The organism is Microbacterium amylolyticum (assembly GCF_011046975.1).
GTDB classification, from domain to species: domain Bacteria; phylum Actinomycetota; class Actinomycetes; order Actinomycetales; family Microbacteriaceae; genus Microbacterium; species Microbacterium amylolyticum.
Genome location: NZ_CP049253.1, coordinates 2,076,258 through 2,092,510 on the forward strand (window position 1 = coordinate 2,076,258; position 16,253 = coordinate 2,092,510).

Here is a 16,253-nt window from a genome sequence, read left to right on the forward strand (position 1 = left end):
GGAGCGCTCTCATATTGTTGCTGGTGCCCCGTGGGAGCGATCCCACACTTGTCTCACCACGAAGGAGTGGAACCATGAGTACCCCCGCTAATCGACGCGCAGCAGGCGGCATCGCCGTTGTTGCCGCCGGAGCCCTCGCCCTCGCCGGGTGCGGTGCATCTGATGCTGACACTGACGCGAACACCGGAGACGGTTCCGCGCCGACCGAGCTGAGCATCTCGACGTTCAACGACTTCGGTTACACGGAAGAACTCCTTGCGATGTACGAGGAAGAAACCGGCATTCGCGTTATCCACAATCGCGCAGCCACCTCAAACGACGCACGCTACAACCTCTTCCAGAAGCTCGGTAGCTCCGGCCTGTCCGACATCGAGGGCGTCGAGGTTGACTGGTTCGCCGAGCTGATGGAGTACTCGGATCTGCTTGCTCCCGTTCCCGCCGGCGTTGAAGGTCGATGGCTCGACTGGAAGGAAGCCGCCGCAACGGACGCCGACGGCAACCTCGTTGCATACGGAACCGACATCGGTCCGCAGGGCATCTGTTTCCGCGCCGACCTGTTCGAAGCGGCGGGTCTGCCGAGCGACCGCGACGAGGTCGCCGAGCTCTTCCCCACGTGGGACGCCTTCTTCGACGTCGCCGACGACTACGTTGAAGCAACCGGCCAGCCCTTCATCGACGCCTCCAACTCGGTGCTGCAGGGCATGGTCAACCAGCTGACCGAGATCTACGAGACGCCGGATGGCGAGATCATCGCTGACAGCAACTCCGCCGTGCGCGAGGCCTACGACACCGTCATCGAGCGTGCCCTCCCCGTTTCGGCCTACGCCGGCCAGTGGTCGGACGACTGGTACGCGTCGATGTCGAGCGGCGAGTTCGCCACGATGCTCTGCCCGCCGTGGATGCACGGCATCATCGCCGGCGAGGCACCGAACGTCGATGGCTGGGACGTCGCAAGCGCGTACCCGGGTGGCGGAAGCAACTGGGGCGGTTCGTACCTTGTCGTCCCCGCAAACGGAGACAACGTCGAAGCGGCTCAGGCACTTGCCGACTGGCTGACCTCGCCCGAAACGCAGGTCAAGGCGTTTGAGAACGCCGGCGCCTTCCCGAGCCAGCCCGCCGCCTACGAGAGCGAGTCGCTCACGGGCTATGTCAGCGAGTACTTCAACGACGCGCCGACGGGGCAGATCGGCATCGATCGCGCCGAGTCGGTCAGCGTCGAGCCATTCAAGGGCCCGAAGTTCTTCCCGATCCACGATGCGCTCAACCAGGCGGTCACTCGCGTGTTCGACGGGCTCGAAAGCCCCGATGACAGTTGGAACACGTGGCTGAACGAGGTCGCGTCGCTCTAACATGCTGATTGCTGACAAGGGGGCGGCGCGCACAGCGTCGCCCCCGCCCTCGCCTCCGTCTGACCGTCAGCGCCGCGTGCGCGTGCTGAGCTTCTCGCAGAAGCTCAGCCGGTGGGACCTCAAGGTCTCGCCCTTCCTCTATATCTCCCCGTTCTTCCTGCTGTTCGCCATCGTCGGTCTGTTCCCCCTCATCTACACCGCCGTGATCTCGTTCATGGACTGGGACCAGATCCGGCAGGAGGGCGAATTCATCGGCTTCGACCAGTACGCCTGGATTCTGAGCCAGCCGAAGTTCTGGATCGCGCTGCGCAACACGTTCAGCATCTTCCTGCTCTCGAGCGTCCCCCAGCTGATTCTCGCGCTGTTCATCGCCACGATGCTCGACCGGCACATCCGCGCCAAGACCTTCTGGCGGATGAGCGCGCTGCTGCCGTATGTCGTGGCCCCCGTTGCCGTCGGCCTCATCTTCAACGCTCTCTACGCCGACAACTCCGGGCAGATCAACGCCTGGCTGACGGCCATCGGAATCGGCCCGATCCCGTGGCACGTTGAACCCTTCTGGAGTCACGTCGCGATTTCCACGATGGTCAACTACCGATGGACGGGCTACAACGCCCTCATTCTGCTCGCCGCAATGCAGGCAATTCCTCGTGACTATTACGAGGCCGCCCGTGTGGACGGAGCAGGTGTCTTGCGGCAGTTCTGGTCCATCACGCTTCCGTCGCTGAAGCCCACCTTCATCTTCGTCATCATCACCTCGACGATCGGCGGCCTGCAAGTCTTCGAAGAGCCGCGGATGTTCGACCAGTACGGACAGGGCGGTGCCGCCAGCCAGTGGCTCACGATCACCCTCTACCTGTACAACCTCGGTTGGTCCGAGTGGAACTTCGGGCGTGCGGCCGCCATGGCCTGGCTCCTGTTCCTCATCATCCTCGCCATCGGGCTGATCAACCTTCTCGTCACACAGAAGTTGATCGGCGATGCCGGCGGGCGAGGTCCCACACTCACTCGCGCACAGCGACGGCAGTTGGCGCGCGATCAGCGTGATCGCCGCGCACAGAACAAGGAGGGGGCACGATGACCGATCTGCTGAAGCCCCATCAGGCAGGCGGAGACGCCACGGCCACGATTGTCGCGCCAAAGGATCGCACGGGACGTCCGCGGCGTATCCGCGGCTACCGTCCGGGATTCTGGGTATACGGAGGGCTTATCGCGGTTCTTCTCGCGAGCCTGTTCCCGCTGTATTTCTCGTTCCTCATCGGTTCGGGAGACTCCTCAACACTGCGCGATCCCAACCGGTCGTGGATTCCCGGCGGAAACTTCTTCGCGAACGCGGCGGCCGTTGTGAACGATCCGTCCGTCAACTTCTGGCGGGCCCTGTGGAACAGCATCTGGACGTCGACGGTCATCGCCGTTGCGGTTGTGATGTCCTCGACCATCGCCGGCTGGGCCTTTGCGAAGCTCCGCTTTCCCGGCAACAAGGCGTTGCTCGCGTTCGTCATCGCGACGATGGCCGTTCCGCAGCAGCTGGGCGTTGTCCCGCTGTACGTGCTGTTTGCCGAACTGGGGTGGACGGGCAAGGTGGGGGCCGTTATCGTCCCCATGCTCGCGAGCGCCTTCGGAGTGTTCTGGATGACGCAGTATCTGCGCCAGGCTGTTCCCGATGAGCTCATCGAAGCGGCACGCGTCGACGGCGCCAGCATGATCCGCACGTTCTGGACGGTCGGCATGACGGCGGCGCGTCCGGCGGCGGCGATGCTGTTCCTTTTCACCTTCGTCCAGGCCTGGAACAACTTCTTCTGGCCGTTTATCGTCTTGGACCGACAGGACCCAACGCTGCCGGTCGCGCTCGCGCTGCTGCAGTCCAATCACTTCGTTGACTATTCGATCGTTCTCGCCGGTGTCGTTCTCGCGACGCTGCCTCTGCTCCTGCTGTTCGTGGTGGCCGGACGGCAGCTTGTCAGCGGCATCATGGCGGGCGCTGTAAAGGGATAACCATGACACGACTCTTCCCCGCCGATTTCCTGTTCGGCGCCGCAACGGCGGCGTACCAGATCGAGGGAGCGGCCTTCGAAGACGGCCGAACGGCCAGCATCTGGGACCACTTCGCTCGCGTGCCCGGTGCCGTGATCGGCGCTGACAACGGCGATGTCGCGTGTGATCACTATCACCGCTACCGCGACGATGTCGCGCTCATGCGCGATCTCGGGCTGCAGTCATATCGCTTCTCCACCTCGTGGTCGCGCGTGCGGCCAGACGGCGGGGAGCCGAACGCGAAGGGAATCGACTTCTACTCGCGTCTCGTCGATGAACTCCGTGAGGCCGACATTCTGCCGTGGCTCACGCTCCACCACTGGGACATGCCGCAGGCCCTAGAAGAAAAGGGCGGCTGGACGAACCGCGACACCGTCGACCGTTTCGTCGAGTACGCGCTCACCATGCATGACGCGCTGGGCGATCGCGTGAACATCTGGACCACGCTCAATGAGCCATGGTGTTCATCGTTCCTGTCGTACACGGCCGGTGCCCACGCGCCGGGCCGGCAGAGCGTGCGGGACGGACTTCTGGCGTCCCACCACCTGATGCTCGCTCACGGTCGCGTCGTTGAGGAGCTGCGATCGCGCGATGCGAGCCTGCAGCTGGGCATCACTCTCAACCTCACGATGGCTGATCCCGCTGATCCGTCAGATCCCGCGGATGCTGATGCCGCCCGCCGTCTGGACGGCCAGTTCAACCGATGGTTCCTCGACCCCCTCACGCGTCAACAGTATCCGGCCGACATCATCGAGGACATCCGCGCGGTCGACGGGGACGCGTTAACCGAGTTCGAGGCCGCCGTGCAGCCGGGCGACCTTCAGATCATCGGAAGCCCGATCGATTTCCTCGGCGTGAATTACTATCACGGCGAGCTCGTCTCGGGGCACCCGGACACCCGTCCGGTCGTGGGCGGCGACGCTCCGACCGATCGCGCGATTCGGTCGCCGTTTCCGTCGAACGACGGCATTTTCTGGCACGATCGCGGTCTCGAACGCACGGGAATGGGATGGGAAGTTCAGCCCGAGGGCCTCACCCGCTTGCTCCTGCGCGTGAGCGCTGACAACCCCGGACTGCCTCTCTACGTCACGGAAAACGGCGCCGCGTACGACGATGTCGTCGCGGACGGAGAGATCAACGACGTCGAGCGCACGGCTTTCGTGCGGAAGCATCTCGCGGCTGTCTCCGATGCGATCGACCAGGGCGCCGATGTGCGAGGCTTCTTCTACTGGTCGTTGCTCGACAATTACGAGTGGGCTTGGGGCTACGAGAAGCGCTTCGGTATCGTCCGAGTGAACTACGAAACGCAGGAACGCACGGTCAAGGCATCGGGACACGAATACGCGCGCGTGATTCGCACGCGAGAGGTTCCTGCCGCCTCCTGACCGGACCCGAAAGCAGGAGAAAAATGACCCCGACCCCCGAAAGGGGCGCCGCAACGATCGAGCAGGTGGCTCGCGTTGCCGGCGTCTCGCGGTCAACCGTCTCCCGCGTTCTCGGCGGCGGTGAGCGCGTCAGCCCCGAAGCGCTCACCGCCGTTCGCGAGGCGATCAGCGCCCTGAACTATGTCCCGAGCCGCGCCGCGCGTTCGCTCGCATCGCGGCAAACGCACGCGATTGCGCTCATCGTTCCCGAGGACACCACCCGATTCTTCGGCGATCCCTATTTCGCGGCGATCGTTTCGGGAATCGAATCGCGCCTGCGCGAAACCGACTACATCCTTAATCTCTTCATCGCCTCGGACGATCCGCGCTCCAAAACGGCGTCGTATATCGAGTCGGGCAATGTTGACGGGGCAATCGTCGTTTCGCACCACACGAGCGACACCTACGTTGAGCGGATCGCGCAGGCCGTTCCCGTCGTCTACGGTGGCCGTCCCGTACGCACCCGCGACGGGGACTACTTCGTCGACGTGGACAACGTTCTCGCGGGCGAGGAGGCGACCGCCTACCTCATCTCGCGCGGAGCTCGCCGTATCGGCATGATTACCGGACCGCGCGATATGCGCGCCGGTATCGACCGTCTCGAGGGGCACCGACGGGCACTCGCCGCTGTTGGCCTCCCCGAGGGGCCGATCGAAGACGGCGGGTTCACCCGCGCAGGGGGAGCCGAAGCTGCGCGTCGCATCCTCGACGGGGGTGAGCCTTTCGACGCGCTGTTCGTGGCGAGTGATCTCATGGCGCGCGGAGCGATCGATGCCCTGCGTGACGCCGATCTGCGCGTGCCCGACGATGTGCTGATCGTGGGCTTTGACGACTCACCCGTGGCGATCGGCGCGACGCCGGCGCTGACCACCATTCGGCAGCCCAGCTTTCACGCGGGCGAGCTCATCACAAACACGCTCCTGTCGCGGCTTCGCGGAGAGCCGGCCGAGCACGCCACGGTGCTGCCGACCGAGCTCATCATCCGCGACAGCGCCTGATCACATCGTCTTGCGTGCGCGGGCGATTGCGCCACCGAGGTGGTAGATCACCAGCGCCGCGACCGTGCCGATCACGATGCCTTCGAAAACGAAGTCGCCCAGGTGCATTCCGAAGTTCGCGATCCCGATCACGAGCGCAACGGCCGCGGTGTACTGGTTCACCGGCAGCGAGAAATCGACGCGGTTGTCCACCCAGATCTTGATCCCGATCAGCCCGATCAGTCCGTAGAGCGCCGTTGTCACACCGCCCAGCACGCCCACGGGAATCGAGTTGAAGACCTCGCCGATCTTGGGGGAGAAGGCGAGCAGAATCGCTGTTCCGCCCGCGATCCAGTAGACGGCCGTTGAGTACACGCGCGTCGCGGCCATCACGCCGATGTTCTCGCCGTACGTGGTCGTTCCCGAGCCGCCGCCGGCGCCCGCGAGCGTCGTGGCGATACCGTCGGCGATCAGCGCGCGGCTGGTGTACTGGTTCACCGAGTCGTCCGTCATCGTCGCAACACCGCGCACGTGGCCGACGTTCTCGGCAACGAGCACCAGCACAACGGGCAGGAACATCGCCAGGACCGACCAGGTGCCGGGAGAGGCGAAATCGGGTGCGTGAAACTGCGGAAGACCGATCCAGCTGGCGTCCGCCACCTTGTCGAAATCAAGCTCGCCCCGGAACGCCGCCGTGATGTAGCCGACGATCACGCCGAGGAAGATCGACACACGTCCAAGGAAGCCGCGGAAGGACACCGAGAACAGGATCACGGCCGCCAGGGTCACGGTTGCCGTGATGGCCTGCTGTTCGTAGTTCGTCCATGCCAGCGGGGCGAGGTTAAAGCCGATGAGTGCGACGATCGCTCCCGCCACAACGGGCGGCATAAATGCGTTGACCCACGCCAGCCCCGCCATCTGCACGACGACACCCACGAGGGCGAGCAACACGCCAACCGCAACGATTCCGGCGAGAGCCGAACCGATCTCGTTCTGCGCCGTTGCGGCCGTGACCGGAGCAATAAACGCGAACGACGATCCGAGGTAGCTCGGCAGGCGGTTTCGCGTGACCAGCAAGAACAGAATCGTGCCGACGCCCGAGAACAGCAGCGTTGTCGAAACGGGGAAGCCCGTAATCGACGGAACGAGGAACGTCGCCCCGAACATCGCGATCACATGTTGCAGACCCATCGCGGTCGTCGCGGGCCAATTCAGGCGCTCGCCGGGGGCGACAACCTTTCCGGGGGCGACGGTGCGGCCGTCGCCGTGCAGAGTCCAACCGAACATGCGAATCCTTCTCGATCGAGTGCAGGGAGGGTGATCGGGGCGCATGCCCGTCGACACAACGCTAGAGCACTGCGCCTCGACGAAACACGAAAGGCTGGTCGCCCCGGGATTCGCTTTCGGCTGAACCGAGCGGCCAATTTCGGGGTCTGGCGCCCGACGACAGTACCGTTGGATTCGATAGACCGAGAGTGCACCCATACGAAACGGACAAGACGCGTGGCAAAGAACGAAAAAACCGAAGAGAAAAAACCGAAGAGACAGCCGATGAAGAACCTCGTCCGTGAGGTCACGCACCCCGCGTTGATCCCGGGAATCGGTGTCGAAGACACATCGCGAACGTTCCGCACGAACTGGGTCGTGCTCGGCGTTGCGGGGATCTTCGCGATCGCCGTCTTGATCTGGGGGATCACGGCGCCCGACAACATTCTCTTCGTCGGTCAGACGGCACTCGGCTGGGTGCAGGACAACTTCGGCTGGCTGTTCGCGCTGATCGCGGTCGTCACCCTCGTTTTCATGCTCGTCGTTGGCTATGGCCGAACGGGCGGCGTTCGACTCGGTGCCGACGACGAACAGCCCGAGTTCTCCACCGGTGCGTGGATCGCGATGCTCTTCTCCGCGGGTATGGGCATCGGCCTGCTCTTCTGGGGCGCGGCCGAACCCCTCGACTTCTTTCAGAACGTTCCGCCCGGCGTTGACGCTGAGCCCGGCTCGCGCGACGCCATGATGGCGGCTCTTGCGCAGTCGACACTGCACTGGGGTCCGATGGCCTGGGGCTTCTACGCACTCGTCGGCGGAGCAATCGCCTACGCCGCATACCGTCGCGGGCGTGCCCCGCTGATTTCGGCGATCCTTTACCCGATCTTCAAGGAGAAGACCGAGGGCTGGATCGGTTCGGTGATCGACATCTTCGCGATTCTCGTGACGCTGTTCGGAACCGCCGTCACCCTCGGACTCGGAACCCTGCAGGTCGCCGCCGGCGTTGAGGTCGTGTCGGGTATCGGCGAGGTCGGCAATGCCGGTCTGATCATCATCGTCACGATTCTCACGGCCGGGTTCGTCGTTTCCGCCGTGTCGGGGATCAAGCGCGGCATCCGCCTGTTGTCGAACGTCAACATGGTGCTCGCGGGAACGATCGCGTTGGTCGTGTTCATCGGTGGCCCGACGCTGTTCTTGACGAACATCATCCCGTCGTCGGTTCCGAACTTCATTAGCGACCTGTGGATGATGCTCGCCCGCAACCCCGAACAGGGGGAGGACGCCGCAACGTTCGTGTCGAGCTGGACGAACTACTACTGGTCCTGGTGGATCTCGTGGACGCCGTTCGTCGGCATGTTCATCGCGAAGATCTCTCGCGGTCGAACGCTGCGCCAGTTCGTCACGGTCGTCATCCTCGTACCGTCCGCCGTGTCGGTGCTGTGGTTCGGCATCATGGGCGGCGCAGCGATGTTCTTCGACGAGCAGTCCGGCGGCGCTCTCACGGGCGCCTACGGTGCGGGGGGTGCGCAGTCGGTTCTGTACGCGCTGTTCGGCGCACTGCAGTCGAACGTGACGATCTTTGGTGCGACGTTCCCGCTTGCCTCGATTCTGAACGTGGCCGCGATGGCGTCGATCGTGATGTTCTTCGTGACATCGGCCGACTCGGCAGCGATCGTGATGGGGTCCATCAGCCAGCGCGGACGCCCCGAGCCGACCACGTGGGTGTCGATCATGTGGGGTGTTCTGCTCGGTGCCATCTCGGTGACGCTGCTGATCGCCGGTGGCACGAGTGCCCTCGACGGGCTCCAGGCGATCATGGTCGTGACGGCGCTGCCGTTTGTGCTGATTCTGATCGGCGTTCTGATCTCCTTCGGCAGCGAACTGCGAAGCGATCCGTACATGATCCGCCGCGCGTTCGAGAAGGCGGCGCTCGCGCAGGGCGTTCGAAAGGGCATTGAGGAGTACGGAGACGACTTCGTGCTGGGGGCGACAGAAGTTGCTCCCGCCGACGGAGCGGGTTCGGACATCGACACCGATTCGCCGGCCCTCACCGAGTGGTGGGACACCGCGACCGAGGCGATCGAGATCATCCCCGCGGCCGATTCCGCCGAAACGGATGAAGGCGTCATCACCGACGCCGATCCGACCGTGGTGGCAACGGTCACCCCGGAGGACGAGGTGCAATCGGTCGACGAGGAATCGACCTCCCGGCGAGAGCGCCGGGAGAACAGAGACGGCGAGTAGGAACACGAAACGGGGCAGGATCCACTAGGATCCTGCCCCGTTTCGTTGCGATCAGGAGGTCATCTTGTGCAGCAGCTCGCGGTAGCGGGCGGCGGTGCGATCGATGATCTCGGTGGGCAGCTCGGGAGGCGTTCCCTGCTTGTCCCAGTTCTCTGCAAGCCAGTCACGAACGATCTGCTTGTCGAAGCTGGCCATGCGCTCGCTCGGCGTCGTTCCCGTCTCCCACGCCTCACGGTCCCAGTAGCGGGAGGAATCGCTCGTGAGCACCTCGTCGGCGAGGCGTAGCGTGCCGTCCTCGTCAACGCCGAACTCGAATTTCGTATCGGCGAGGATCAGGCCCTTGCCCGCGGCGGCCGTGGCGGCACGGGAGTAGATCGACAGCGCCGCTTCGCGCAGTTCGATGGCGCGCTCCGCGCCGATGAGCTCAACGGTTTTGTCGAACGAGATGTTCTCGTCGTGTTCGCCGAGAGGGGCCTTGTAAGCGGGGGTGTAGATCGGTTCAGGGAGCCGATCTCCGTTGCTGAGCCCGTCGGGCAGCGCGATCCCGCAGATTGTGCCGTTCTCCTGGTACTCGGCCCAGCCCGATCCCGTGATGTAGCCGCGCACGACCGCTTCGATCGGCAGCATGTCGAGCTGGCGAACCAGCATCGCGCGCCCCGCGACCTCGTCGGGTGCGGTGTCGCCGGTGAGGTGGTTGGGAACGGCGATGTCGCCGTCGGCGCCCGCGAGCTGATCGAACCACCACATGCTCAGCGATGTCAGCAGCTCGCCCTTCGAGGGGATGCCGGGTTCGAGAACGTGATCGAAGGCGCTGACGCGGTCGGACGCGACAACGAGCATCGTTCCGGAGCCGTCTTCCGGACGGTACAGGTCGCGCACCTTCCCGGAATAGACGTGGTTCCAGCCGGGAAGATCGATCGGGGTGCTCATCCGTCCATTATTGCGCGAGCTGTGCGCACCCCGGCGCGGGAAGCTCGTCAGACCATGCGCGCGGCAATGTCGCCGCGGAAGTGTGCGCCGTCGAGGCTGATCTTCGACATCGCCTCATAGGCGCGCGAGCGAGCCTCGGTGAAGTCGGCGCCGCGCGCGACCACGTTGAGTACGCGGCCGCCGGAGGCGCGCATCACGGTGCCATCGAGCGTTGTCGCAGCGTGAACGAGATGAACGCCCTCAATGGCCGCGGCCTCATCGAGGCCCGTGATTTCGCGCCCGGTGAGGGGCTTTTCGGGATATCCCTCGCTGGCGAGAACAACCGTCACAACGGCGTCGTCGGTGAACTCGAAGCGCTCGGGGGTGTCCTCCAGCGTTCCCGATGCGGCAGCGAGGAGCACCTCGGACAGCGGCGTCTTCAGGCTGGGCAGAACGACCTGGGTCTCGGGGTCGCCGAAACGCGCGTTGAACTCGATCACCTTCACGCCGGCGGGCGTGACGATCAGGCCTGCATAGAGCAGCCCGATAAAGGGGGAACCATCGCGGTCGAGCTCGGCGACAACAGGCTTCGCAACCGTCTCGGTGACCTCGTCGATAAAACCGTCGACGGATCCGAACTGTTCGGAGAGCCAGGGGAGGGGCGTGTACGCACCCATACCGCCGGTGTTGGGGCCCTCATCGTTTTCGTAGGCGCGCTTGAAGTCCTGTGCGGGGGTTAGCGGGCGCACCGTGTCGCCGTCGCTGAGGAAGAACAGTGATACCTCGGGGCCCGTGAGGAACTCTTCGACGAGAACGGGGCCGCTGGGGAGGTACTGCTCGGCGTGGGCGAGCGCGGCGGCACGATCTTCCGTGACGATCACGCCCTTACCGGCGGCCAGGCCGTCGGCCTTCACCACGTACGGTGCGCCGTATTCGTCGAGGGCGGCCGCGACGGCCTCCGACGTGTTGGCATAGGCGGCGCGTCCGGTGGGGACGTTCGCCTGCTCCATGATGCGCTTGGCGAAGGCTTTCGACCCCTCCAGCTGAGCGGCCTGTTTGCCGGGTCCGAAAACGGGGATGCCCCGCTCGCGCACCGGATCGGCGATACCGGCGACGAGGGGAGCCTCGGGGCCGATGATGACGAGGTCGACATCGTTCGCCAGGGCGAAATCGCTGACGGCGGCTGCGTCGAACATGTCGAGATCAACGAGCGTCGCGTCCTGTCCGATTCCGGCGTTGCCGGGGGCAGCCAGAATCTCGTGCTCTGCGGATTCTGCTCGCAGGCCGAGGACGATCGCGTGCTCGCGGGCACCGGTACCGAGGACGAGGATCTTCACCCCTCCAGCCTACCGGCGTGTGCGCAGGAGTTCCCCACGGCGTGCACGCTGCCCAAACGCTTGTCGGAGGAACGGCGGACAATGGTTCTATGGCCAAGAGGAAGATCGACGTTGGTGACGGCCGCGCGGCCGTTGCAGCGGTGCGCGGCGGAGCGGCGAACCGCGCGGCAACCGCAACGGCCGTGCGCTATCTGCTGCAGTTGCTGGAAGAGCGCGCGCCGGGCAAAACGGTCGAAGTGCGCGTTCCTCCGTTCGGCGCCGTCCAGGTGGTGCAGGGTCCGGAGCACACGCGGGGCACACCGCCGAACGTTATTGAGATGGACGCCGACACCTGGGTGCGCCTGGCAACGGGGCAGACCTCGTGGGAGGCCGAGCGTGAAGACGGGCGGATCGCGGCGTCGGGAACGCGCGCCGATGTTGCCCATCTCGTGCCCGTTTTGTGGTGACCTGATCAGCCACTCCACCGGCCACTCACAGCGTCCCGGTGGTTGAATGAAGGCATGTCTGGGATCCAGGATGCTCTCCCCGAAGATGAGGCTGCTGCCCGTGTGACACGTGCGCCCGAGGCGACGATCACGATCCGACGATCACCGAAGTACGGCGTCTTTACGGCTCTCGGGATTGCGCTCGGCATCGTTGCCGCACTCATTCTGGCCACCGTTTTCGACGGAACCGACAGCGCGAGCCCCTTCACGCAGGTGACCTATTCGCTGACACAGGCGTTCGGATTCATCCTGCTGTGGTGTGTTCCTGCCGGTATCGCGATCATGATGGTCGTCGCATTGATCCTCGATCGTGCGAACGCGAACAAGGTCCGTCAGGCCCGTGTGCACGTCGACCTGGTCGACGAGCGGTGAAACGCACTGGCTACTGCCGGTAATCTGGTGACGTGACAGACCCCTCTTCGCGTGCCGAGTCGCACCGGTCCACTTATTCCGACGCTGGCGTTGACACGGCGGCTGGCGATCTTGCCGTCGAGCTGATGAAGTCGTCCGTTCGTGCCACACAAGGTCCCGAGGTTCTCGGTGGCGTTGGTGGTTTCGCCGGCATGTACGACGCGAGTTTTTTGACGTCGTACGATCGCCCGATTTTGGCGTCCAGCACGGACGGTGTTGGCACCAAGGTGGCCATCGCGCAGGCCATCGACAAGCACGACACCATCGGCCAGGACCTGGTCGGAATGGTCGTTGACGACATCGTCGTTGTTGGCGCGAAGCCGCTTTTCATGACCGACTACATCGCAACGGGCAAGGTCTTCCCGCAGCGCATCGCCGATATCGTTCGCGGAATCGCCGACGCGTGTACGGCAACGGGAACGGCTCTCGTCGGCGGCGAAACGGCCGAACACCCCGGGCTCCTCGGCGAGGACGACTACGACGTGGCCGGTGCCGCAACGGGCGTTGTCGAATACGACGCCATGCTGGGTGCGCATCGCGTGCAGCCGGGCGATGCGATTCTGGCGCTGGCCTCCAGCGGTCTGCACTCCAACGGTTTCTCGCTCGTGCGCCACATTCTGAAGAACGCCGGGCTGGGCTACGGCGATCGCGTGGATGATCTCGGTGCCACGTGGGGCGAGGCTCTCCTGGAGCCGACGCGCCTGTACACCCTTCCGCTGCTGCGCCTCATCGAGCAGCTGGGCGGCGATGTGCACTCGCTGAGTCACGTGACCGGCGGCGGTATCGCGGCCAACCTTGCACGCGTTCTTCCGCAGGGCACCTGGGCAGAGGTCGACCGCTCGACGTGGAGCCCCAGCCCCGTTTTCCGGGTGCTGAGTGATGTCGCTGGCACCTCGCTGATGTCGAGCGAGGGCACGTGGAATCTCGGCGTGGGCTTCTTCGCCGTCGTTGCGCAGAACCGTGTTGCCGATGCCGTTGCCGCTTTGGCGAATGACGGCATCGCGGCGTGGCAGACCGGAACGGTTCAGGCAGGACAAGCACCCGAATCGGGCTTCGAACAGGGGGCAAAGGGAGTCGACGGCGGGGCCGTGCGACTTGTCGGAACGTACGCGGACGGAGCGAACTAAACCACCCATGTGCGGCATCGTCGGAATGGTCGGTCGCGACCATGTGAATCAGGACATTTACGACGCTTTGTTGCTGCTGCAGCATCGCGGTCAGGACGCGACGGGAATCGCCACCTCGGAGCGCAACGGCGTTCAGCACGCGGTGAAGAAGCAGGGGCAGGTGCGCGAGGCGTTCCGCACCCGCGATATGCGTTCGCTTCTGGGCAACGTCGGCCTCGGTCACGTTCGCTACGCCACAAAGGGCACGGCCTCGGCAGAAGAAGAGGCGCAGCCGTTCTACGTGAACGCTCCGTATGGCATCACGCTGATCCACAACGGCAATCTCACCAACACGCGTGAGCTGACGAGCGACATGACAACGCGCGATCGTCGTCATGTGAACTCCTCCAGCGACACGGAGCTGTTGCTGAATGTGCTGGCCAGCGAGCTGCAGGCAACGACAAGCCCGGTTGATCTCGACGCGGATCGCATTTTCGAGGCGGTCGCACGCACGCACAAGCGCGTCGAGGGTGCGTATGCGGTGATCTCGTTTATCGCCGGTTACGGCCTGCTCGCGTTCCGCGACCCGTTCGGAATTCGTCCGCTGGTTCTCGGACGTCGCACGACGGCGCGCGGCGACGACTGGGTGGTGACGAGCGAGTCGCTCGTTCTGGAGAACGCCGATTACGAGGTCGTTCGTGAGGTGGCGCCCGGCGAGGCGATCTTCATCACCAACGACGGTGAGCTGTTCAGTCGGCAGTGCGCCGAGTCTCCCAAGCTGATGCCCTGCTCGTTCGAGTACGTGTATCTCGCGCGTCCCGACTCCATCATGAACGGCGTCAGCGTCTACGAATCGCGTCTGCGCATGGGGGAGAAGCTCGCGGCGACCGTTGCGAAGCACGTTCCCGTTTCGGAGATCGACGTCGTCATGCCGATTCCGGATTCCGCGCGTCCCGCCGCGATGGAGGTCGCGCGCTTCCTCGGCGTCGAGTATCGCGAGGGCTTCTACAAGAACCGCTATGTGGGCCGCACGTTCATCATGCCGGGCCAGGCGGCGCGCAAGAAGAGCGTGCGTCAGAAGCTGAACACGATGTCGACGGAGTTTCAGGGCAAGAAGGTGCTTCTGGTCGATGATTCGATCGTGCGCGGCACCACCAGCCGGCAGATCATTCAGATGGCGCGCAACGCCGGTGCTGCCAGCGTGACGTTCGCCTCTGCGGCCCCTCCCGTTCGTCATCCGCACGTGTACGGCATCAACATGCCGTCGGCGACAGAGCTCATCGCGCACGGACGGACGATTCCCGAGATTCGCGACGAACTGGGCGCGGATCATCTCGTGTACCAGGAGATCGAGGATCTCAAGGAAGCGATCATGGCGGGCGCCACCAACGGTACGCATTTCGATGACCTCGATATGAGCTGCTTTGACGGCCGCTATGTCACGGGCACGATCAACGACGAGTACCTGGGCTGGGTCGCAGAAACGCAACGCTCCTGAGCGCCGCCGTCTCCGGACATCTCCGGGTTTTTTGTCGGGTTCTCCCCCTGTCGCAAGGGGCGAGCGTCCGGTTACCGTCGTTGTATGGCCGCTGACACCATTCGCGTCGTGGAGATCTCCCCGCAACCGCCTTCAGACGGCCCTCGCGTAAAGCGGCCTCGTGCGCTGACGCGGGTGTGGCGCGCGTTCCGTGCGTTGATCGGACGCAACCGCCTCGTCGAGGTGCTGTGGAAGGTGCTGATTGGTCTCATCGGTGCGACGGTGATTGCGATCGGCATCATCATGTTGCCAACGCCCGTTCCCGGGTGGTTGATCATCTTCGCGGGCCTGACGATCCTTGCGACGGAGTTCTCGTGGGCTCAGCGCGCTGCGGGCTGGTTGCGGCGTCAGCTGGCGGCGTTCTTCGCCTGGTGGAAGAAGCGGCGCGCCGACCGCCGGGATCGGCGCGCTCGCGAGGGCGCCTGAGCTATTTTTCCAGCGACGCAGCCCGGACGATTCCGATCACGCCGAACACGATGAGTGTGGCGCCGAGGAAGATCCAGAGCCACAGCGCTGTGAGTACCGGCGAGAGGATCACGAGAACACCGGCGAGGATGCTGATGATGGCGAAGAAAATCGTCCATCCCTTGTGAGCCTTTTCGCTGCCCGGCCATGCGGTGTCGCGGCCGGCGAGGCTCGTGAGCGCGACGATTCCCTCGATGATCCATGCGGCGCCGAGGAATGTCGTGACGATCACGGCGAGCAGCAGGGTGGACTCTCCGAGGTGCATCGTTGCGATCACACCGGCGGCGATGAACACGAGACCGAGGACGATCAGCCCGACGCGCGTCCAGGCGGCTGTTCCCTTGGAGAAGAGCCCGTATCCCAGGTTGAGTACGCCGCCGATGAAGGTATAGGTAGCGATCAGCAACGTGATCGCCATGGCGGACTTCATGGGCCAGACCAGCAGTGCGAGTCCGAAGAGGAGCGAGACGATACTGCTGATGAGAATCGCGGTGCGCAGGCTCTGGCGGATGCCGTACTCGTAGCGTGTTTCTGCGGACATGGTGCCTCCTCGTGTTGATCGCGCCTGACGTTACTCCGCGGGAGCCGCTGGCGCGAGAGGCGCGGCCGCGCTGAGGGGAGTGAACGGCTCTCAGGAGTCTCCCCGTTGTAAAACGCGATAGATCGTGTTTTGATCGAGTCATATCTCGAGCAATATCGCGTTTATGCGATC

15 protein-coding genes are annotated in these 16,253 nt (G+C 64.4%); 11 read left to right on the top strand and 4 right to left on the bottom strand.

The window, feature by feature from the left end:
* Window positions 1-74 precede the first annotated feature (74 nt).
* Genes G6N81_RS10055 through G6N81_RS10075 form a run of 5 tightly spaced genes read left to right on the top strand, consistent with a single transcriptional unit; the run spans window position 75 to window position 5,805 of the window.
* Window positions 75-1,349, top strand: a complete 1,275-nt coding sequence (locus G6N81_RS10055) for an ABC transporter substrate-binding protein (protein WP_165136366.1) — start codon at window positions 75-77, stop codon at window positions 1,347-1,349.
* A 1-nt stretch (window position 1,350) separates the two neighbouring features.
* Window positions 1,351-2,430: a carbohydrate ABC transporter permease gene (locus G6N81_RS10060; RefSeq protein ID WP_165136369.1), complete on the top strand. Its 1,080-nt coding sequence runs from the start codon at window positions 1,351-1,353 to the stop codon at window positions 2,428-2,430.
* Complete coding sequence (locus G6N81_RS10065; protein ID WP_165136372.1) at window positions 2,427-3,344, top strand: carbohydrate ABC transporter permease; 918 nt, start codon at window positions 2,427-2,429, stop codon at window positions 3,342-3,344. Before G6N81_RS10060 ends, G6N81_RS10065 begins: the two co-directional genes overlap by 4 nt.
* 2 nt (window positions 3,345-3,346) lie before the next feature.
* On the top strand, window positions 3,347-4,768 hold the full coding sequence (locus tag G6N81_RS10070; RefSeq protein WP_165136376.1) for a GH1 family beta-glucosidase: 1,422 nt from the start codon (window positions 3,347-3,349) through the stop codon (window positions 4,766-4,768).
* A gap of 23 nt (window positions 4,769-4,791) precedes the next feature.
* The gene (locus tag G6N81_RS10075) at window positions 4,792-5,805 is read left to right on the top strand and encodes a LacI family DNA-binding transcriptional regulator (protein ID WP_165136379.1); all 1,014 of its coding nucleotides are present in this window, start codon (window positions 4,792-4,794) and stop codon (window positions 5,803-5,805) included.
* Here G6N81_RS10075 and G6N81_RS10080 read toward each other — a convergent pair whose 3' ends face one another.
* A complete protein-coding gene (locus tag G6N81_RS10080; protein ID WP_165136382.1) occupies window positions 5,806-7,071 on the bottom strand; it encodes a uracil-xanthine permease family protein in 1,266 nt (421 codons plus the stop codon).
* 264 nt (window positions 7,072-7,335) lie between these two features.
* Between G6N81_RS10080 and G6N81_RS10085 the strand changes: the two genes are divergently transcribed.
* Entirely contained in the window at window positions 7,336-9,291 is a 1,956-nt protein-coding gene (locus tag G6N81_RS10085) for a BCCT family transporter (RefSeq protein WP_165136385.1), read from the top strand.
* A gap of 51 nt (window positions 9,292-9,342) precedes the next feature.
* Here the strand turns inward: G6N81_RS10085 and G6N81_RS10090 are convergent, their stop codons facing one another.
* Window positions 9,343-10,221 (bottom strand): phosphoribosylaminoimidazolesuccinocarboxamide synthase, encoded by an 879-nt coding sequence (locus tag G6N81_RS10090; RefSeq protein WP_165136388.1) that lies wholly within the window; start codon window positions 10,219-10,221, stop codon window positions 9,343-9,345.
* A gap of 47 nt (window positions 10,222-10,268) precedes the next feature.
* Window positions 10,269-11,537, bottom strand: a complete 1,269-nt coding sequence (purD, locus tag G6N81_RS10095; RefSeq protein WP_165136391.1) for a phosphoribosylamine--glycine ligase — start codon at window positions 11,535-11,537, stop codon at window positions 10,269-10,271.
* 89 nt (window positions 11,538-11,626) lie between these two features.
* Here purD and G6N81_RS10100 point away from each other — a divergent pair, with 89 nt between their 5' ends.
* The 5 genes from G6N81_RS10100 (at window position 11,627) to G6N81_RS10120 (ending at window position 15,502) form a co-directional block, all read left to right on the top strand.
* A complete protein-coding gene (locus tag G6N81_RS10100; protein WP_165136394.1) occupies window positions 11,627-11,983 on the top strand; it encodes a sterol carrier family protein in 357 nt (118 codons plus the stop codon).
* A gap of 54 nt (window positions 11,984-12,037) precedes the next feature.
* A complete protein-coding gene (locus G6N81_RS10105; protein WP_241244950.1) occupies window positions 12,038-12,394 on the top strand; it encodes a potassium transporter Trk in 357 nt (118 codons plus the stop codon).
* Between the two features lie 125 nt (window positions 12,395-12,519).
* The gene (purM, locus tag G6N81_RS10110; protein ID WP_241245145.1) at window positions 12,520-13,560 is read left to right on the top strand and encodes a phosphoribosylformylglycinamidine cyclo-ligase; all 1,041 of its coding nucleotides are present in this window, start codon (window positions 12,520-12,522) and stop codon (window positions 13,558-13,560) included.
* Between the two features lie 7 nt (window positions 13,561-13,567).
* A complete protein-coding gene (gene purF, locus G6N81_RS10115) occupies window positions 13,568-15,037 on the top strand; it encodes an amidophosphoribosyltransferase (protein ID WP_165136400.1) in 1,470 nt (489 codons plus the stop codon).
* Between the two features lie 84 nt (window positions 15,038-15,121).
* Window positions 15,122-15,502 carry a TIGR02611 family protein gene (locus tag G6N81_RS10120; protein ID WP_165136403.1) on the top strand — a complete coding sequence of 127 codons (381 nt, stop codon included), beginning with the start codon at window positions 15,122-15,124 and terminating at the stop codon, window positions 15,500-15,502.
* Between the two features lies 1 nt (window position 15,503).
* Here G6N81_RS10120 and G6N81_RS10125 read toward each other — a convergent pair whose 3' ends face one another.
* The gene (locus G6N81_RS10125) at window positions 15,504-16,082 is read right to left on the bottom strand and encodes an HdeD family acid-resistance protein (RefSeq protein ID WP_165136406.1); all 579 of its coding nucleotides are present in this window, start codon (window positions 16,080-16,082) and stop codon (window positions 15,504-15,506) included.
* Between the last annotated feature and the right edge of the window lie 171 nt (window positions 16,083-16,253).